The sequence below is a fragment of the Modicisalibacter sp. genome (assembly GCF_055145905.1).
Map to the genome: position 1 here is coordinate 15,116 of NZ_JBSREH010000010.1, position 17,510 is coordinate 32,625.

Here is a 17,510-nt window from a genome sequence, read left to right on the forward strand (position 1 = left end):
ACAGCTGGCTCATGAAGGCGTGCCGCCTTATCAAGGCCCAGGACGCGCCTATTCCGGAAGTCAAGCATGCGATAGCGAAGACGCTAGGCGATTCAGCGGCGGCGGCTGCCTGGTTGATGTCGTATTTCCGCCCAAATAAAGAGGGCGACACCGAGGAAGATCCATACGTCCGCTAGGTTGAACGATGGCCAGTGCCACTGGGCATAGTGAAAATCGAGAAAATCCTCTACGTAGCCTAACCGCAAGCGATCTGCGACATTGCCCAACGCGCCGCCGAGGATCGCACTGAGGGCGAGCCGATAACTCAGTACGCGTGGTGAACGCCAAAGCCAGTACACCAGTAATATCGAGATAACCAGGGCCAGTCCGATGAAAAGCGGCTGCTGCCAACCGCCGACATCCGCGAGAAAGCTGAAGGCCGCCCCCGTATTGTGGCGGTGGACCCAATTGAAGAAGGGTGCGGCAGGCACGCTTTCACCATGCGCTAGCATGGTGCTGGCAAGGTACTTGCTCGCCTGATCGACAAACAGTAACAGGAGCGAGAGCCACAGCCAGCGCATCGCCTTTCCCGGCTCGTGGGCTTTCTCTGCGAGCCGACTGCCATAAGTAGACATATCCCCTTCCTCCTGACCCAATCTAGAATTTGCTCGCTGCTAAATAACAAGCGTCATGTACCCAACCGATGATGCCGACGAATTCGACGGAGCAGGAGCAGGCCGAGTCCGAGTGCGGTCAGGCCAAGGACAGGCCAATCCCGCCAGCGCACATAAGGGGACGCGCCAGTTCGCGGTGTCACTTCGGCGCTGAGGGTGGCCACTTCGAACTGCGGAGCACGCTTGAGCACTTTGCCCTCATGATTGATGGCTGCTGTGATACCGGTGTTCGTGGCTCGAAGAAGGTCACGTCCGGTTTCGATGGCACGCATGCGTGCCATCTGGAAATGCTGGAGGGGGCCGAGCGAGCTGCCGAACCAGGCATCGTTGCTGACATTCACCAGTAACTGCGCTTCGGGCAGAAGCTCAGTGACTTCGGCACCAAAGACCGCCTCGTAGCAGATGAGTGCCCCTACGGGCACCCCTGCTGCATTCAGGACGTGCGCTTCCCGTCCCGGTGTGAAGTCGGACATGGGCGCCCCGAGCACGTCGAGGGCCGACCCCAAAAGATCCCGAAACGGAACATATTCACCGAAGGGCACCAGGTGGCGTTTGTAGTAGAAGCCTGAGGGATCGGAGAGGCTTACCACGGCGTTGTAGGTACGGCCCTCCGCCTCGCGTACCGGGACGCCAATCATTAACGATGTGCCTGCCTGATCGGCTAACGCCTCAAGCTCAGCAAGATATGCTTTGGCCTGGTCATGCCACATCGGGATTGCCGCTTCTGGCCAGATCACGATATCGGCTCCGAGATGCTGCGCGGTAAGCGCCTGATAGCGCTCAAGTGTGATGTCCCGGTATCTCGGGTCCCATTTCTTGTCTTGCGCGATGTTTCCTTGCAAGAGGACGACATCGATCGGGTCAGCGGCTGGCTGCGTCCATTCACGATCCAGCAGTTGCAAGCCGGCGAGGGTAGCGACTAACACGGCACCGACTACCGCAGCACGGCGCAGGCTTGGCCCCTGGACAACCCAGGCAAGCCCGCCAGCGAGAAGTGCCACCAGTAAACTCACGCCAAGCACGCCAAAGACGGGAGCGATAGTGGCAAGTGTGGTGTCGGTCTGGCTGTAGCCAATGAAGAGCCAGGGAAAGCCGGTCAAGAACCAGGTGCGCATCCATTCACTCAGCACCCATGCCGCAGGTAGCCCTAGCCAGAGTGCCATTGCATCCATCTCAGGGCGCAGGCAGCGCACGAGGTACGCGACGCCCCATGGAAAGAGGGCGAGCAGCGAGACAAAGGCCGCCGTGACTAACACCGCCACCACGGGGCCATTGCCGTACTGGCTAATGCTGATAAAGACCCAGGAGACACCCACGCCGAAGTAGCCAAGGCCAAAGAGGTAGGCCGACCACAGCGCCTGACGCCTTGAAGACTGCGCGGTCAGGACAAAAAATGTTGCCAGAGCGATCACCGCAAGCCATGCCCAGCCCACAGGGGCAAAGGCAAGCGGCATGGCGCCTCCAGCAAGTAGAGCCATCCCCCCTGTCAGAAGCGGCTTATAGCGCACGCCCGTGTATAGGCTAGAGGGTAGCGCGCACTTATCACCCAATGCTCTCTCGCCTCCGAATCCAGGATCAACCCTGTGGCTCATGCTTTCTTGCTCCGCTTAATCAAGCTGCGTCAATTCATTCGGCCGGCTGGCCAGGGTGGCAAAGTGAATGTTTCTGGACTCGACTAGGTGCGCCGTAAGCTGGGAGCTGCTTCGTATTCGGCCAGCACGACAGTGGCTGTGTTGGGGAGCAGTACGTTAGCTTTGCGATACCACCCCTTCCAAGCCCGCTGATACCAGAACGAACAGGACGAAGCCGCCTATGAAAGCCAGCGGTGAGATGTGCGTATCGTCACCGCTCTCGTGAGCCTCGGAGACCATATCTTCGATGGCAGCGACCGTGAGAAGGCCTGCCGTGAACGTCAGTGCCGCTAGCTTAAATGCCTCCGGCTGGTTCCTGAGTACGAAGTAAGCAAAGACGGCTGCCGAGAGCACAGGAATCGCGAAGGAAGCAGAGAGCAGTATCCGCTTGCTACGAGGGATTCCTTTATCTTTCATGGTGGCGATCGTCGCAAAGCCCTCAGGAACATCGGCGAGAACCTGACCCGCCGCCAGGATTATCGCGACCGACGGTGAGACCGCCGACCCCGCCCCGATCAGGAGGCCATCGCTGAACAGGTCGATGGATACGGCGATATAGATCATCCAGACACTCGTCTGACCGCCTTCTCCCTGCTGGCCTTGTCGCTTCTGGAGACTCTCAACGAGCTTCTCGATACCTACGTAAGCAATGCCGCCCAGCGCGAAAGCGAGGGCGATTACCCAGGCTGAGAGGTTCTCTAGCACGCGCGGCATGATTTCAACCGCCACCACCGCAATGACGAGGCCGGCAGCGCCGTGAAGGGCGTAATTGAGACGGCGCCCGGTAGTTCGGGAGGCCTCCGCAGCGAGCCCACCACTAAAATTGCCTAAGGCGGGCAACAGCGCCAGGCCGAGTACCAGCCAGATACTATCCATCATCTTCCTTCCTTGGTTGATTCCTAGATACGCTACCTTGCTGGCTCCGAGCCTTCGCGCTATATGCTGTCGTTCAGGCCTAGCGCGCTTGTACAGCCACTTCGATCAAGTGTCCCAGGCATCGATAGCTGCGTACCGTGCAGCCTCACCCCTTGAGCGCCAGGATGCGCCGAGCGCCGTTGAGGACGATCAGGCCCACGATGGTACCGATAATCAGATCCGGATAATTGGATCCGGTCCACGCCACCAGGGCGCCTGCGGCGATGACGCCCATGTTGATCACCACGTCGTTGGCCGAGAATATCCAGCTTGCCTTCATATGCGCACCGCCCTCGCGATGCTTGGATATCATCAGCAGGCAGGTGGTATTGGCAATCAGTGCGACGAATGCAATCGCCATCATCATCAGCGATTCAGGCTCACTACCGAAAACAAAGCGTCGCACCACCTCGACGAGTACGCCGATAGCCAAAATCAGTTGCAGTACCCCTGCCAGATGCGCGGCACGCACCTGCATCTTCGCACTGTGCCCTACGGCATACAGGGCGAGCCCGTACACGGCCGCATCGGCAAAATTGTCCAGGGATTCTCCAATCAGGCCGGTGGAGTGCGCGATCAGGCCGGTCGTCATTTCCACCACGAACAGGACGGCATTGATACCGAGTAACCAACGCAGGGTGCCGGACTCTTGCGCGGCAGAAGCCGCCGAGCTCTCAGCGGCCCTGATTGTCTCTGGGTCGGCAATGACGGTTTCCTGAAGAGAGGCGCCTAGCCCCAAGGTCGCTAGTTTCGCGGTAATGGGCTCAGCCTCGCCGTCATGCACGACCTCCAACCGACGGTTCGACAAGTCGAAGGACAGCGTTCGAATCTCATCAAAGCCGTTCAGCGCCAAGCGGATCATCCGTTCTTCTGAGGGGCAATCCATCTTCGGCACGGCATACACGCTGACCCATTCCCCTGACGCTTCGGAAGAGACCGGCATATCGGTATCCGCTGCAGGCGTTGCATCGCAGCCACATGGGCCATCACAGGATTTACTCACGATACGGCTCCAGTTAACCAACATAGATTGCTAGTATTAAAAACCATATAGCCACCATAAGGTCAATGGGACAGATGATTCGTTGAGGAGAAAGCCTGATGCGCATTGGTCAGTTAGCACAGATAGCGGGTGTCGACCCCCAGACGATCCGCTTCTACGAGCAGCGGGGCCTGTTGCCATTGCCAGACCGGCAGGAGAATGGTTACCGTATCTACACGAAGCGGCATATCGAGCAGCTTGCCTTTATCCGTCGCTGCCGAATCCTGGACCTGTCACTGGCAGAGATTCGCGAGCTACAGAGCTATCAGGACGGCCCTCACCAGCCTTGTACCGCCGTCAACGCCATGCTCGATGACCACATCTCTCATGTGCGGTCGCAGATAACCGCACTGCAGACGCTTGAGAAACAGCTCGTTGCCCTGAGGGCGAGTTGCAATGATGGACGAGAAATCAGTGCCTGCGGCATCCTGGCGGGTATCAGCGAGGAGAGCAAACAACAACTATGTAGGGCTGGCTCAGGCAATAAGCGCTGAGCAGAGACACGCCGGACCTTGCAGCGACATTGTGAATGCATGGTGTGTTGGTCGCGGCGACTCATTGCGCTTCTCGGCATGCGAGCTTGGGTTACTGCTGCAACCGCAGTATCGCCCTGTCAGACGTTTCGCTTCCGCCATGCTTCGCTATTCCCGCTTATCCCAGCGTCGCCAGGGAGGGAAACAGGCCGATCATGAAGCTGGAGAGCCGTGTCATGGTGCCCGAGACGATGGCGATGCCCATGAGAATCAGGATTATACCGGCGACCGGCCGGGTGTAGGCGCTCCACCTGCCAAGCTTTTTGCTATGGCGGCTGAGGCTGTTGACGCAGAGCGTACTCGCCAGAAAGGGCAACGCCAACCCGGCGGAGTACACGCTCAGATAGATCATTCCATGCTGTGCACTGGCGGCATTGGAGGTAGCCATCAGAATCGCACCGAGGATGGGGCCGATACAGGGCGTCCAGCCAATGGCGAACGATACGCCGAAGGCCGTGGCCGACAGCGGCGATCCGCCCTGAAAACGAGGATTGAATTGTAAGGTACGCTGAAAGATCGGGACGTTGAACAGGCCGGTCATGAAGACCCCTAGCAGGATGACCACCGAGCCTGTGATCCAGTTGAGCTCCTGACGGTAGCCTCGCAGGAGCTGACTGAGTGAGCTGGCACCTAGCCCCAGGATGATGAATACCAGTGTGAAGCCAGTCACAAAGAAAACGCTCAGTATCAGCGCCTCGATTTTCTTGTCCCGTTTGTTGACGCTGCCGCCCGTGACGACGGAAAGGTAGCCCGGCAAGAGCGGCAACGTGCAGGGCGAGAAGAAGGAGATCAAGCCACCTGCAAACGCGCCAATCAGACCGATAGAAGAGAGAGATTCCAAGGGCTATCGCTTCCTGAGGTAGTGAGGGCCATGAGTCGGCCGGCTGAGTCCAGCCCTTGATTCTAAAACCCTAATCTGGCCCTAAGGCAAGCACATCGTTTGATTAGCTACACGCCAGACTGCTGGGCTGTAGCCTTTTCAAAAGAGGCTTGACCTTATGGTGGGTATAAGGATTAGCGTTTAAGCTGCATCTTCCAAATATCTAACCTGAGGATAGCGTGATGGCATTGCAACTTGGAGAGACAGCCCCCGATTTCACGGTCGAATCAACGGAAGGCACCGTCAGCTTCCACGAATGGCTTGGTGATAGCTGGGCCGTGCTATTTTCTCACCCGGCCGACTATACGCCTGTCTGCACGACAGAGCTTGGCGCGTTTGCCAAGCGCAAAAGTGAGTTCGACAAGCGTGGCGCCAAGCTGATCGGTGTGTCCGTCGATCCGCTGGATTCGCATACCGGCTGGGCCAAGGATATCGAGACCACCCAGGGTGCGGCGCTGAACTACCCGTTGCTGGCCGACGACGATCAGGTGGTCGCTGAGCTGTACGGGATGATTCATCCCAAAGCCGATCCCAAGGTGACGGTACGCACCGTTTTCATCATCGACCCCAGCAAGAAGATACGCCTGATGCTGACCTATCCGCCGAGTACCGGGCGCAACGTCGACGAGATCCTACGGGTTATCGACTCGCTTCAGCTGACCGACACGCACAAGGTGGCGACCCCCGTGGATTGGCAGAGCGGTGAGGACGTCATTATCTCCCCTTCACTATCGAGTGATGAAGCCAAAGAGCGCTTTCCCGAAGGCTGGGACGAGAAGACACCGTATCTGCGTGTTGTGCGACAGCCTAAATAACTAGCGGAATCCTTTGGCAGCCCGGGTAAGCCGGGCTGCCCGTTGTCTCGCTGAGGTAAGGTTTTGAGGAAGCGCATGGATGGCTAAGTTCCTGACTAGTTAAGGCGGGTATCCGGATTAAGTGGTAGATGGAGCCCCTTGCTCCTTCGAACCCTTAACTCTTCCAGAAGGTTGATAGATCGACGCCGTAGTTTTTCTCAGGCTCGGGAAGACCCATGCTGTAGGTCATGGTGGCCTTGCCCAGGAAGGGGGATTCCTTGGTCTGCGGCACCTTCTTCTTGTGCTTGGTGGTGTAGAGCATCCGGGCCCGCATCACCTCGAATGAGTAGCCACGGCCATCGCGGTTCTTATCCTTGGCCAGCCGGTTGATTGACTCCGTGAAGGCGTTGGTGATCGGGATGTCGGTCTCGAAGTAGGTCAGCATCTCCTCATGCCAGCCACTGATAGCACTGACGAGATCTTTCCAGACCTCCTTTTGCCCCTGTGGGATGTCGTCAATCCAGGCAGTCAGCGCCTTCTCGGCGTCACGCCGGGTTGTGGCGTCCCAGATGTGGAAGAACCGCTCCTTGTGCTCGTAGGCCGCCAAGAGCTGGGGGAATGCCCCTGTCCAGGTCTCCATGATGAGCCGTTCGCGATCTGAGACATCGTGAGCGCGCTTCAGCAGGATCTTCCGGTCACCCTTGAGGGTTCGGCGCTGGTTGGACGTCAGCTTTTTCCTGAGCCCCTTGCGGACCTTTTCCAAGGCCTCGTTGGCCATTCGCACGACGTGGAACTTATCGACCACAATGCGAGCCTGCGGCAGCACCGCCTGGACAGCACGGCGGTAGGGTTTCCACATATCCATGCTGACGATCTCGACCTGGTGGCGCTCGGTCATGCTCATGAGGCGCCTCGTCACCGCGTCCTGCTGGCGACCGGGCAGCAGGTCCAGTAGGGTACGCTCCTCCAGGTTGGTCAGGATGCAGCGGTAGCGGCGGTTCAGGTACAGCTCGTCGATCCCCAGGCAGCGGGGTGTCTCGAAGCGATGCCAGGCTGCCAGGAACTCAGCCTTCTTCTTGAATATCTCGCGGACAGTCTTCTCGTCGAGGCCCGTGGTATCAGCCACGTAGGCGTAGGGGTGATTGAAGGCTTCCTTCTCGACGTGGTTGTAAAGCCTCCGCGTCATGCGGTGATCGTCTACCATTTCCGGAAGAGCTGGCCGGAACGTCCTTCCACACGCCCGGCAGGTGTAGCGGCGACGGACCACCCAGAGGGTGACCCGCCTTCCGTGGATGGGTAGGTCGCGATAGGCCACATCGCGCTTGCCGAACCTGACAAACTCACTCTCAACGCCGCATTCCTCGCAAGCTAGAGGCTCAGGAGCTTCGACCTGGTAGTGGAGATCATGCTCTTCCATCTTGGTGGCTAGGACGTGGTACTCGGGAAGGTGCAGGATGTTGTCAGGCAAGCTGGTCATGCAAACTTTCCTTGTCGACATGGTCCATAGATGATTGCGACTCTTTGACCGCGTTGTTTTCTACGAACTGAAGGTGATTTACTCCCTTGGGTCTTCTGCTTCTCTGAGCCCTTCATGCAATGACGCAATTAGCGGGCAAGTGATATTGCCTTGTTGTGCATGGCATCGGTCGACCATTTCGCTCAGCACCTTCTCAATTCTTTCAAGCCTGTCGATCTTCTCGCGAACGTCCCCTAACTTGTGCTCTGCGAGAGCACTGGCTTCTTGACAGTGGGCGCCATCTTCCAGCCGAAGTAGGTCACTGATCTCATCCAGACTAAAGCCCAGCTGCTGCGCCGTTTTCACGAACGTCAACCTGTCGATATCGGCGGCACTATAGCGTCGAATACCTCCGGGAGGTCGTTCGGGCTCCGATAATAGCCCTCGTCGCTGGTAATAGCGGATTGTCTCGACATTGACGCCGGCCGCCTTGGCCAGGCCGCCAATGGTCATGGTGTCCGCCACTTTATCTGCATGTCTCTTCATGATGCTTGACTCCGTACCAAGCTACGGAAGTAACCTTATCGTAGCTCCCCCCATCCCGAAAGGAGAATCGTCAATGCGGACACCTAAAACGGGGCGAGGGCCCCTGGCCGCCGGAGGAGTCGCGGCCCTCCTGGCCTCGGCGTGTTGCCTCGGCCCGCTGGTTCTGATCACGCTGGGCGTTTCCGGCGCCTGGATCAGCAATCTGGCGTCGCTGGAGCCCTATCGCCCGCTCTTTATCGGCGTCGCGCTGGTGGCGATGTTCTTCGCCTGGCGTCGCGTCTTTCGGCCAGTGGAAAAGTGCCAGCCGGGAGAGGTGTGTGCCGTGCCACGGGTCAGGACGGGCTACAAGGCGATCTTCTGGCTCGTATCGCTGCTGGTGCTAATCGCCCTGGTATTCCCCTACGTCTTGCCCCTGTTCTATTAAAAGGAGATCTACCATGAAAGCTCGTTTCGCCTTCATCGCGCTACTCGCCCTGCTCAGCACGCCCGCCTTAGCGGCCTTGCAGACCGTGAAGCTGTCGGTGCCGGGCATGACCTGTGCCGCCTGCCCGATCACCGTCAAGGCCGCCCTCAACAAGGTGGACGGCGTCTCGCAAGTCGACGTGAGCTACGCGGATCTCGAGGCCGTGGTCACCTTTGACGACGCCCGAACGTCGGTGGAGGCATTGACCGAGGCCACCACCAACGCTGGGTATCCATCAACCCCGACATCCTCGCAAGCGGATCGAGAGTGATCATGAAGAATCCCAAGACCCTGCTGCGCGTGAGCGTGATCGGCACCGTCCTGGTGGCATTGTGCTGCTTTACGCCGATCCTGGTGATCCTGCTTGGCACGGTGGGCCTGGCGGCGCTGACGGGCTATCTCGACGTTGTGTTATTGCCGGCCCTGGCCTTCTTCATCGGCCTGACCATTTATGCGATTTGGCGTAAGAAGCAGTTCGACGCCTGTTGTGACAACGGCTCTATCAAATCAAGGAATACGCCCCCTGAGTGACATCAAGCAGCTGCACATCGCGGTCATCGGGTGAGTTGTTTACGAGCTTGTCCGTCACGGTGAAGGAATAAGCGTGAAAGATTCGCAGAAATTTATAAGCGTCGTGCTTGGCACCGGGTTGATGGTGCTGTGTTGCGCCGGGCCAATCGCCCTGGTGCTATTCGGTACGGCGGGCCTGGCCGCGTTGGCAGGCTATCTCGATTACCTGCTGTTTGCCGTCCTGGCCATCGTCATCGGCTTACCTCTCTACGCGCGATACCACAAGCGGAAGCAGGATGCCGGCTTTACTAATGAAGACTCGGAGAAACGTGATGATTGAACTCAACGTGAGCGGCATGACCTGTGACCGCTGTGCGGATCATGTCAGGGAAGCCTTGGAGAAGCTGCCCGGCGTGCAGTCGGTGGAGGTATCCTATCCTCAGAGGACGGCATCGGTAGCCGTTGATCCGGGGACACCGGCCTCGGCGTTGACGTTTGCCGTGACCCGACTTGGCTACCAAGCTCGACTGGCCAACAGTGGGCCCACTTCCCCGGCAGGCGCATCGGTGTCCAAGGGCCGTGATGAAGACGCCCCGCACATCGCGGTGATCGGCAGCGGCGGCGCCGCCATGGCGGCGGCCCTGAAGGCCGCCGAGCGCGGCGCCCGGATCACCCTGATCGAACGCGGCACCGTCGGCGGTACCTGTGTCAATACAGGCTGTGTGCCTTCGAAGATCATGATTCGCGCGGCCCATATTGCCCACTTGCGTACGGAAAGTCCCTTCGATGCAGGCCTGAGCGCCCAGGCGCCGGTGGTGGATCGGGCCAAGCTGCTCGAGCAGCAGCAGCGACGTGTCGAGGAACTGCGTGACGCCAAGTACGAGGGGATTCTGCGCGACCACCCGGCCATCACTGTCCTGCACGGCGAGGCCCGGTTTATCGATGCCCATAGCCTGATGGTCAAGCTGAACGAGGGCGGCGAGCAGGTCGTCCACTTCGACCGCGCCTTCATCGGTACTGGCGCCCGACCGGCAGTACCGCCGATCCCGGGTCTTGCCGACACCCCCTACCTGACCTCTACCAGTGCTCTGGCCCTGGACACTCTTCCCGAGCGGCTGATTGTGATCGGCGCCTCGGTGGTGGCCCTGGAACTGGCCCAGGCCTTCGCCAGGCTGGGCAGCCGGGTCACGGTGCTGGCCCGCAGCCGCCTGCTCTCCCAGGAAGACCCGGCGGTAGGGGATGCGGTGGAGGCGGCGTTTCGCCGCGAGGGCATCGAGGTCCTCAAGCAGACCCAGGCGAGCCGTGTGGACTACACCGACAATGAATTCATTGTCGACACCAACGCCGGCACCTTGCGGGCGGATCAACTGCTGGTGGCCACCGGACGGACACCCAATACCGAGGCCCTGAACCTGGCGAGCCTCGGCGTGGAAACCGCACATGGGGCTATTCTGGTCGATGAGCATCTGCACACCACGGTGCCGGGGCTCTATGCCGCCGGTGACTGCACCGATCAGCCGGAGTTCGTCTATGTCGCCGCCGCCGGGGGCAGCCGGGCTGCCGTCAACATGACCGGGGGCGAAGCCACCCTGGACCTGAGCGCCATGCCGGCGGTGATCTTCACCGACCCCCAGGTGGCCACCGTCGGCCTGACGGAAGCCGAGGCCATCGAGCAAGGCTTCAGCGTCGATACCCGTGAGCTGGACCTGGAAAACGTGCCGCGTGCGCTGGTGAATTTCGACACCGGTGGTTTCATCAAGCTGGTGGCCGAACGCGACTCGGGCCGGTTGCTGGGGGTGCAGGCGGTGGCGGGGGAAGCCGGTGAGCTGATCCAGACGGCGGTGATGGCGCTACGCGCACGCATGACCGTACACGACATCGCCAATGAGCTGTTTCCCTACCTGACCATGGTGGAAGGGCTCAAGCTCTGTGCCCAGACTTTCACCAAGGATGTGACGCAGTTGTCCTGCTGTGCCGGGTGAACGATATGAGCGCGACCGTGGTGCCACTGGGCGGCGGCACCACGGGTTTTGGGCATGGACACCACAGGGAGCCCTGTCACGATGAACACGACACTACCAGATTGCGGGATGATGGGGGCGATGGGCTGGATAATGCCAGTGATCGGAATTGCCCTACTATTGCTACTGGTCCTGGGCATCGCCTGTTTGGTGAAGTATCTGCTCTCTAGCAAGTGAGCGTACTCAGCGAGCCATCAACCAGCTAATCCGTTGTGGGTTGAGTTTGTCGGCCACCTTTCGCTCTCGCATACCAACCAGATAATCCGGATACCCGGAAATCCATACCGGCGACGTCTCGGACGGCTCGGGCGAGTTGCCTGCCACAGTCTGGTCGGCGACGCCCATCTTCGCCAACGACACGCTCTACATCGGCACACCGTTCTACCGCATCCTCGCGCTCGACCCGGCCACCGGCGAGCAGAAGTGGAGCTTCGATACCCAGTCGACGCTCGAGGCCATGACCCAGCCCGCGCTGAAGAATCGCGGCGTGGCCTACTGGGAAGCGGACGACCCGGTCGCCGGCGAACCGTGCCAGAAGATCGTCTACATCGGCACCATGGATGCCCGCCTGTTCGCCGTGGATGCGGACACCGGCAAGGCCTGCCAGTCGTTCGCCGACAACGGCGTGCTCGACGTCAATCAGTGGAACGACACCCACGACAAGTGGCCGCTGTCGGTACTGCAGCCGCCGACCGTGGTCGGCGATCACCTGATTCTCGGCTGGGCCGGCAAGGACTGGGTCTTCGAACAGGCCCCGCCCGGCACGGTGTTCTCCATCAACGCCCGCACCGGCGAGCGTGAGTGGACCTTCCAGGCACTCTCCGACGCGATGCGCGAGAAGAGCGGCACCGCCAACGTCTGGACGCAGATGTCGGCCGATGAGGAGCATGGTCTCGTTTATCTGCCGGTGTCCTCGCCCTCGCCCAACTACTGGGGCGGCAACCGCACCCAGAAGGTGCCGCTGGCCACGTCCACGACGGCGCTCGACGTCGACACCGGCAAGGTGGTCTGGTCGCGCCAGTGGGTCCATCACGACGTCTGGGATTACGACATCAACGCCGCGCCGACGCTGATGGACATCACCGTCGACGGCGAGCAGATTCCGGCGCTGATCCAGTCCACCAAGATGGGCTTCCTGTTCGTCGTCAACCGGCTGACCGGCGAAGACGTGTGGCCCATCGAGGAGCGCCCGGTGCCGCAGGGCGACGGCTCCGTGAAGGGCGAGAAGTACGCGGCGACCCAACCCTTCCCCACCAAACCCAAGCCACTGCTCGACCAGGCGAAGAAACCCAAGGTCTGGGGACTCGCCGATGCGGTGAGCGGCGGCGAGTGCTCGGCACTGTGGGACAAGCTGACCTACGAGGGCATGTACACGCCGCCCACCACTCGGGGCGAGGGGACGCTGGCCTATCCCGACAGCGCCGGCGGCGTGCAGTGGGGTGGCGTGGCCTTCGACCCGGAGAGCCAGACCGCGATCGTCAACACCTCGCACATCGTACAGACCATCAAGCTCTATGACCGCCAGGCCTACGAGAAGGCCGACAGCGGCTCGGGCAACGAAAGTGGCTTCGCGCCGCAGACAGGCGCGCCCTACGGGCTGCGGCTCGAGGTGGCCCGCAACTGGCTCGGCATGCCCTGCTGGGAGCCGCCCTACGGTGAACTGGTCGCGCTGGACATGACCACCGGCAACGTGAAATGGCGCCGGCCCGTCGGCGCCTCCCAGCAGTACGGCTTCTTCATGCCCGAAAGCTGGGGCTCGCCGACCATCGGCGGCCCGGCGGTGACCGCCGGCGGCGTGGTGTTCATCGGCGCCTCGATGGATGCCAAGGTGCGTGCCTACTCGCTCGAAAGCGGCAAGGAACTGTGGTCGGACCAGGCCCAGGCGCCCTCCGTGTCGAACCCGGCGGTCTACGAGTACCAGGGCCGCGAGTACGTGGTCTTCATCGGTGGCGGCAACACCATTCTCAAGCAGCAGGTCGGTGATCAGGTGGTCGCCTACGCGCTGCCCGAGGAGTAAGGCCCAAGACCAAAGCCGATACGAGCCAACGCCGGGCGAGTCGCCCGGCGTTGGTCTATCAGGCGAAATGAAAGGCCGCCACCGCCTCACGCCGTCCCAGCAGGCAAGCGTCGGCGACGTGGCGCAGCGGGGTGGGATCGACGTCGGATGCGCCGGTGTCGAGAAGCTCGGCGAAACGCGCATACAGGGCCGGGTACTCCCCGGCCGGGCCCACGGGTACCGACTCGCCGGCGATCGTCAGCTCGCTGCCGCCCTTCGTCAGCGTCAGCCGGCCGGCGTCGGTTTCCACGTGAATGTCCCAGGTCTGGGGCCCGGTCTGCAGGAAGTCGAGATCGGCCTCGACCGGCGCTCCCGCGGTGTCCGTGAAGCGCAGCTGCGCGGCGATCGGCGCCTGGCGGTTGGCCGGCACCTGCAGCAGCGCATCGCGCAGGAAGAACGGCCGCGGGAGGATCGCGGTGACGATCGACAGGGCGTTGATGCCGGGATCGAACACGCCCATGCCGGCGGGCTCGAAGATCCACTCCTGACCGGGGTGCCAGACGCGCACGTCCTCCTTCCACACGATCTGCACACGGTGGATCTCGCGGTCGGCAAGCCATTCGCGGGCCGGCGCCACCCCCGGCGCATGGCGGGAATGCCAGCTGGCGAACAGGGTCAGGCCGGCGCTCTCGGCCTGCCGGGCCAGCAGTTCGACCTCGCTGAGCGTGGCACCGGGCGGCTTTTCCAGCATCACGGGCTTGCCCGCGGCGAGCGCCTCAGAGGCCAGCGCATGGCGCACGCCCGGCGGCGTGCACAGGGTGATCGCGTCAAGCTCGGGACGCGCCGCGAGCATCGCCGACAGCGACTCGAAGCCGTCGACGCCGTCCAGGGCGGCGCCGGGGCTGGCCACCGCCACCAGCTCGAGATCGGGGTTGGCGGCAAGCGCCGGCAGGTGCTGATCGCGGGCGATCTTGCCCAGGCCGACGAGGCCGATCTTGCGTGCAGTCATGAGAAGCGCCTCGTTGATTGGCGAAAGGGGCCACACCATAACGGGGCGCCGTCGCGGCTGCCAGCCATCGCCCGGGCCTGCCGCGATAACATTCCGGTCATCGAGCCGATCGTGGCCTACAGCCGCTGCAGATAGGCCGTGCCACCCAGCTGGCGCATCTGCTGGCGAATCCAGCGGCTGCGACGCGCGACATGGGCGGATGGCCGCGAGGCGCTCCAGCCGCGCGGATTGGGCAGGATCGCCGCCAGCCGGCTGGCCTGCAGCACGCTCAGGTTGTCGGCGGAAACCCCGAAGTAGTGCCGGGCCGCCGCCTCGAGGCCGAAAACACCGTCATCCCATTCGACGATGTTGAGATAGACCTCGAGGATGCGCTGCTTGGGCCACAGCGTCTCGAGCAGCACCGTGAACCAGGCCTCGAGCCCCTTGCGGACCCAGCTGTGCCCGGTCCACAGGAACAGGTTCTTGGCGGTCTGCTGGCTGATGGTACTCGCGCCGCGCAGATCCCCGCCCGACTGCCAGGTGGTGAGGGCCTTGCGCAGCTGGTTGAAGTCGAAGCCGAAGTGGTCGGGAAAGCGCTGGTCCTCGCCGGCGATCACCGCCAGCTTGGCATTGTCGGAGAGCCGCTCCCAGGGCATCCAGGACTGCTGAATGTCGAGCGACTCGCCTGCCGTCCAGGCCTGCACCTGGCGTTCGACCATCACCATCGAACCGAACACCGGCACCACGCGAAAGAACAGGACCATTGCCAGCGAGGCCAGCACGAAGGCGGCCAGGCCCAGCAGGATGTAACGCAGCAGCCTGCGCGACCAGTCCCTTGTCATGCCAGCGCGTTCCCGGGTAGCGAAGGTCGCGCCAGTATACAGGGCCGGGCCGGATTATCGGCAAGGGCTCTCTTTCGCGCCCGATGATGGCAGCCCGGCCCGACATGCCGAACGGCGAGCCGGGCCGTCAGACAACATCACCGGCGGGGGCTACAGAGGCACGCTGGCGTAGGTCGGCTCGCCCTGCGCCTGGTTCAGCGCCAGCACGGCACTCGACATGGGTTCCGGGGACGTCTCCAGCAGGGCACGACGCACCACCCGGGATCGCTCGCCGTCGTCGCCGCGTCCCTGCCGCGTGCCGATGCCGCCCCGCTCGTCGCGCGGGGGCATGCCGAAGTACTCCCGGTAGCACTTCGAGAAGTGCGGCGTGGACACGAAGCCGCAGGCCGAGGCCACCTCGATGATCGACATCGAGGTCTGCTTGAGCAGCTGCCGGGCCCGGGTCAGGCGCAGCTTGAGGTAATAGCGCGACGGCGAGCAGTTGAGGTACTTCTGGAACAGCCGCTCCAGCTGGCGTCGGGACACGTCCACGTAGGTGGCCAGTTCATCGAGCGCGATGGGCTCCTCGAGATTGGCCTCCATCAGCGCGACGATCTCCAGCAGCTTGGGCTGGGTGGTGCCCAGTACGTGCTTGAGCGGCACGCGCTGCTGGTCCTGCTCGCCGCGCACCCGGTCGTAGATGAACATCTCGGAGATGCCGGCGGCCAGCTCGCGACCGTGGTCCTGGCCGATCAGGTTGAGCATCATGTCCAGCGGAGCGGTGCCGCCGGAGGCGGTGAAGCGGTCGCGATCGATCGAGAACAGCCGGGTGGTCAGCGGCACCCGCGGGAAGGCCTCCTGCATCGCGGCCAGGCATTCCCAGTGGATGCTGGTCTCGTAGCCATCCAGCAGGCCGGCCTTGGCCAGGGCCCAGCTGCCGGTGCACACCGACCCCAGGCGACGGGACTGGCGGGCCTGGGCCTGCAGCCAGGCGATATGCTCGCGGGTCACGCTGCGGTGCGGCGCCACGCCCCCGCAGACCACGACCCAGTCGAGCGACAGCGGAATCGACGTCGAGGCATCCGGCGTGACCTGCAGCCCGTCACTGGCACGCACCGGCTCCCCGTTGACGCTCAGGGTATACCAGCGATACAGCTCGCGCCCCGCCAGCTGGTTGGCCATGCGCAACGGCTCGATCACCGAGGCCAGGGAAATCAGGGTAAAGTTGTCCAGCAGCAGAAACCCCAGGGTCTGGGGAGCGGGGGTGCGGCCGACCGTCGGTGATGCGCTTGCTGTCCGGGAGGATGCCATGCGGGTTCTCTCCTCTGTCCACGGATTCACCCCGGAACAGGCCGGGGAGTCTTGTGCTTGTTGTGGGTTGTGGAGCGGTTGCCAATGGCCGACATGGAGAGAGTACCTGCCGACCCGAACAGGGTTAAATGGCCTCCGCCTGTCGGTCATTCTTGCGGATAGGCAGGGAGGAACGCACGCAGAAACGACATCGATGTCGCAAATTGGCATTGCGACGTCGCTTCGCCTGTCGTGATGAGACAGTCGTCGTGCACGACGACACGGCCCGACGCCACAGGGCGCCGGGCCGCAAGGGATACAGGGTTGGCGGTCACTTCGGCTCAGATGTCGAAGAAGACCGTTTCCCCCTCGCCCTGCAGGCGGATGTCGAGACGATAGCGGATCTTGCCGTCGACCTCCTCGCGCCGGGCGATCAGCGTCTCGCGCCGCGCCGGCGACTCGACGGCGTTGAGCACCGGACAGGCGGCATTGGCCTCGGCCTCGTCGTCGAAGTACAGCCGCGTGTTCAGGTGGATATTGATGCCGCGGGCGAACACCGCCAGGCAGACATGCGGCGCCATCGGCTTGCCGTTGGCGGCCGGCACGCGCCCCGGCTTGACGGTGGTGAAGGACCACTCGCTGGCGCCGTCGGCGGTGGTGGCGGAGCGCCCGAAGCTGTTGAACGGCTTTTGCAGGTCGAAATCCGGCTGGAAGTCGCCGTTGGCGTCGGCCTGCCAGGCCTCGAGGAAGGCGTCGCGCACCGGATCGCCGTTGCCGTCGATCACCCGGCCGACCAGCTCGATGGCCTCGCCCTCGGCCTCCGGTGCAGCCATGCGGCTCCAGATCTCCTCGTCGCGCAGCGGCAGGCCGGCGACATCCAGCGCCAGGCCGATGTGCACGTAGGGGCCTGCGGTCTGCGACGGTGTCTCGCGGTACAGCAGGCCGCCTTCACGGGTCGGTTGTTGACTCAT

General features: G+C 62.2%; 19 protein-coding genes. 8 read left to right on the forward strand and 11 right to left on the reverse strand.

Features of this window, described 5'->3' with window-relative positions; all coding sequences use genetic code 11:
- Positions 1-92: 92 nt before the first annotated feature.
- The 4 genes from lspA to ACTCB7_RS04390 all read right to left on the reverse strand — a co-directional run bounded on the left by lspA (position 93) and on the right by ACTCB7_RS04390 (position 4,202).
- Complete coding sequence (gene lspA / locus ACTCB7_RS04375; protein WP_008930575.1) at positions 93-614, reverse strand: signal peptidase II; 522 nt, start codon at positions 612-614, stop codon at positions 93-95.
- Between the two features lie 53 nt (positions 615-667).
- Positions 668-2,107 carry an apolipoprotein N-acyltransferase gene (gene lnt / locus ACTCB7_RS04380; RefSeq protein ID WP_463005685.1) on the reverse strand — a complete coding sequence of 480 codons (1,440 nt, stop codon included), beginning with the start codon at positions 2,105-2,107 and terminating at the stop codon, positions 668-670.
- Between the two features lie 294 nt (positions 2,108-2,401).
- On the reverse strand, positions 2,402-3,163 hold the full coding sequence (locus ACTCB7_RS04385; RefSeq protein ID WP_009686175.1) for a ZIP family metal transporter: 762 nt from the start codon (positions 3,161-3,163) through the stop codon (positions 2,402-2,404).
- Positions 3,164-3,305: 142 nt separating this feature from the next.
- Positions 3,306-4,202: a cation efflux transmembrane domain-containing protein gene (locus ACTCB7_RS04390; RefSeq protein ID WP_463005686.1), complete on the reverse strand. Its 897-nt coding sequence runs from the start codon at positions 4,200-4,202 to the stop codon at positions 3,306-3,308.
- 98 nt (positions 4,203-4,300) lie between these two features.
- On the opposite strand from ACTCB7_RS04390, the gene cadR reads away from it, so the two are divergent.
- Positions 4,301-4,735 carry a Cd(II)/Pb(II)-responsive transcriptional regulator gene (gene cadR, locus ACTCB7_RS04395; protein ID WP_152478302.1) on the forward strand — a complete coding sequence of 145 codons (435 nt, stop codon included), beginning with the start codon at positions 4,301-4,303 and terminating at the stop codon, positions 4,733-4,735.
- A 157-nt stretch (positions 4,736-4,892) separates the two neighbouring features.
- Here cadR and ACTCB7_RS04400 read toward each other — a convergent pair whose 3' ends face one another.
- Positions 4,893-5,615, reverse strand: coding sequence for a cytochrome c biogenesis CcdA family protein (locus ACTCB7_RS04400; RefSeq protein WP_224420028.1), 723 nt, complete (start codon positions 5,613-5,615; stop codon positions 4,893-4,895).
- A 221-nt stretch (positions 5,616-5,836) separates the two neighbouring features.
- On the opposite strand from ACTCB7_RS04400, the gene ACTCB7_RS04405 reads away from it, so the two are divergent.
- Positions 5,837-6,469, forward strand: a complete 633-nt coding sequence (locus ACTCB7_RS04405; protein ID WP_152478303.1) for a peroxiredoxin — start codon at positions 5,837-5,839, stop codon at positions 6,467-6,469.
- A 154-nt stretch (positions 6,470-6,623) separates the two neighbouring features.
- Here the strand turns inward: ACTCB7_RS04405 and ACTCB7_RS04410 are convergent, their stop codons facing one another.
- Positions 6,624-7,925 (reverse strand): ISL3 family transposase, encoded by a 1,302-nt coding sequence (locus tag ACTCB7_RS04410; RefSeq protein ID WP_008957405.1) that lies wholly within the window; start codon positions 7,923-7,925, stop codon positions 6,624-6,626.
- A 78-nt stretch (positions 7,926-8,003) separates the two neighbouring features.
- On the reverse strand, positions 8,004-8,450 hold the full coding sequence (gene merR / locus ACTCB7_RS04415; protein WP_006911920.1) for an Hg(II)-responsive transcriptional regulator: 447 nt from the start codon (positions 8,448-8,450) through the stop codon (positions 8,004-8,006).
- A 73-nt stretch (positions 8,451-8,523) separates the two neighbouring features.
- Between merR and merT the strand changes: the two genes are divergently transcribed.
- From merT to ACTCB7_RS04445, 6 genes are all read left to right on the forward strand, one after another.
- Positions 8,524-8,874 (forward strand): mercuric ion transporter MerT, encoded by a 351-nt coding sequence (gene merT / locus ACTCB7_RS04420; RefSeq protein ID WP_008957404.1) that lies wholly within the window; start codon positions 8,524-8,526, stop codon positions 8,872-8,874.
- Between the two features lie 13 nt (positions 8,875-8,887).
- Positions 8,888-9,184 carry a mercury resistance system periplasmic binding protein MerP gene (gene merP, locus ACTCB7_RS04425; RefSeq protein WP_006911918.1) on the forward strand — a complete coding sequence of 99 codons (297 nt, stop codon included), beginning with the start codon at positions 8,888-8,890 and terminating at the stop codon, positions 9,182-9,184.
- Between the two features lie 2 nt (positions 9,185-9,186).
- On the forward strand, positions 9,187-9,444 hold the full coding sequence (gene merF / locus ACTCB7_RS04430; RefSeq protein WP_008957403.1) for a mercury resistance system transport protein MerF: 258 nt from the start codon (positions 9,187-9,189) through the stop codon (positions 9,442-9,444).
- Positions 9,445-9,517: 73 nt separating this feature from the next.
- The gene (gene merF / locus ACTCB7_RS04435) at positions 9,518-9,763 is read left to right on the forward strand and encodes a mercury resistance system transport protein MerF (protein WP_008957402.1); all 246 of its coding nucleotides are present in this window, start codon (positions 9,518-9,520) and stop codon (positions 9,761-9,763) included.
- Complete coding sequence (gene merA / locus ACTCB7_RS04440) at positions 9,756-11,405, forward strand: mercury(II) reductase (protein WP_008957401.1); 1,650 nt, start codon at positions 9,756-9,758, stop codon at positions 11,403-11,405. The genes merF (ACTCB7_RS04435) and merA overlap by 8 nt, the downstream gene beginning before the upstream one ends.
- 316 nt (positions 11,406-11,721) lie before the next feature.
- Entirely contained in the window at positions 11,722-13,461 is a 1,740-nt protein-coding gene (locus tag ACTCB7_RS04445) for an outer membrane protein assembly factor BamB family protein (protein ID WP_463005719.1), read from the forward strand.
- Positions 13,462-13,519: 58 nt separating this feature from the next.
- On the opposite strand, the gene ACTCB7_RS04450 is transcribed toward ACTCB7_RS04445, so the two are convergent.
- The 4 genes from ACTCB7_RS04450 to pcaG all read right to left on the reverse strand — a co-directional run bounded on the left by ACTCB7_RS04450 (position 13,520) and on the right by pcaG (position 17,510).
- Positions 13,520-14,449 carry a Gfo/Idh/MocA family protein gene (locus ACTCB7_RS04450; protein ID WP_463005687.1) on the reverse strand — a complete coding sequence of 310 codons (930 nt, stop codon included), beginning with the start codon at positions 14,447-14,449 and terminating at the stop codon, positions 13,520-13,522.
- A 116-nt stretch (positions 14,450-14,565) separates the two neighbouring features.
- On the reverse strand, positions 14,566-15,270 hold the full coding sequence (mtgA, locus tag ACTCB7_RS04455) for a monofunctional biosynthetic peptidoglycan transglycosylase (RefSeq protein ID WP_463005688.1): 705 nt from the start codon (positions 15,268-15,270) through the stop codon (positions 14,566-14,568).
- Between the two features lie 150 nt (positions 15,271-15,420).
- Entirely contained in the window at positions 15,421-16,560 is a 1,140-nt protein-coding gene (gene gbdR, locus ACTCB7_RS04460; protein WP_463005689.1) for a choline metabolism transcriptional regulator GbdR, read from the reverse strand.
- Positions 16,561-16,880: 320 nt separating this feature from the next.
- Positions 16,881-17,510, reverse strand: coding sequence for a protocatechuate 3,4-dioxygenase subunit alpha (gene pcaG / locus ACTCB7_RS04465; RefSeq protein ID WP_463005690.1), 630 nt, complete (start codon positions 17,508-17,510; stop codon positions 16,881-16,883).

Bases quoted from the DNA above. Each gene is read 5' to 3' on its own strand.
- ACTCB7_RS04450 (WP_463005687.1), bottom strand. From the start codon at position 14,449: ATGACTGCACGCAAGATCGGCCTCGTCGGCCTGGGCAAGATCGCCCGC.
- ACTCB7_RS04405 (WP_152478303.1), top strand. From the start codon at position 5,837: ATGGCATTGCAACTTGGAGAGACAGCCCCCGATTTCACGGTCGAATCA.
- merF (WP_008957403.1), top strand. From the start codon at position 9,187: ATGAAGAATCCCAAGACCCTGCTGCGCGTGAGCGTGATCGGCACCGTC.
- gbdR (WP_463005689.1), bottom strand. From the start codon at position 16,560: ATGGCATCCTCCCGGACAGCAAGCGCATCACCGACGGTCGGCCGCACC.
- lnt (WP_463005685.1), bottom strand. From the start codon at position 2,107: ATGCCGCTTGCCTTTGCCCCTGTGGGCTGGGCATGGCTTGCGGTGATC.
- pcaG (WP_463005690.1), bottom strand. From the start codon at position 17,510: ATGAGTCAACAACCGACCCGTGAAGGCGGCCTGCTGTACCGCGAGACA.
- merP (WP_006911918.1), top strand. From the start codon at position 8,888: ATGAAAGCTCGTTTCGCCTTCATCGCGCTACTCGCCCTGCTCAGCACG.
- cadR (WP_152478302.1), top strand. From the start codon at position 4,301: ATGCGCATTGGTCAGTTAGCACAGATAGCGGGTGTCGACCCCCAGACG.
- ACTCB7_RS04410 (WP_008957405.1), bottom strand. From the start codon at position 7,925: ATGACCAGCTTGCCTGACAACATCCTGCACCTTCCCGAGTACCACGTC.
- merT (WP_008957404.1), top strand. From the start codon at position 8,524: ATGCGGACACCTAAAACGGGGCGAGGGCCCCTGGCCGCCGGAGGAGTC.
- merA (WP_008957401.1), top strand. From the start codon at position 9,756: ATGATTGAACTCAACGTGAGCGGCATGACCTGTGACCGCTGTGCGGAT.
- lspA (WP_008930575.1), bottom strand. From the start codon at position 614: ATGTCTACTTATGGCAGTCGGCTCGCAGAGAAAGCCCACGAGCCGGGA.
- merR (WP_006911920.1), bottom strand. From the start codon at position 8,450: ATGAAGAGACATGCAGATAAAGTGGCGGACACCATGACCATTGGCGGC.
- mtgA (WP_463005688.1), bottom strand. From the start codon at position 15,270: ATGACAAGGGACTGGTCGCGCAGGCTGCTGCGTTACATCCTGCTGGGC.
- ACTCB7_RS04385 (WP_009686175.1), bottom strand. From the start codon at position 3,163: ATGATGGATAGTATCTGGCTGGTACTCGGCCTGGCGCTGTTGCCCGCC.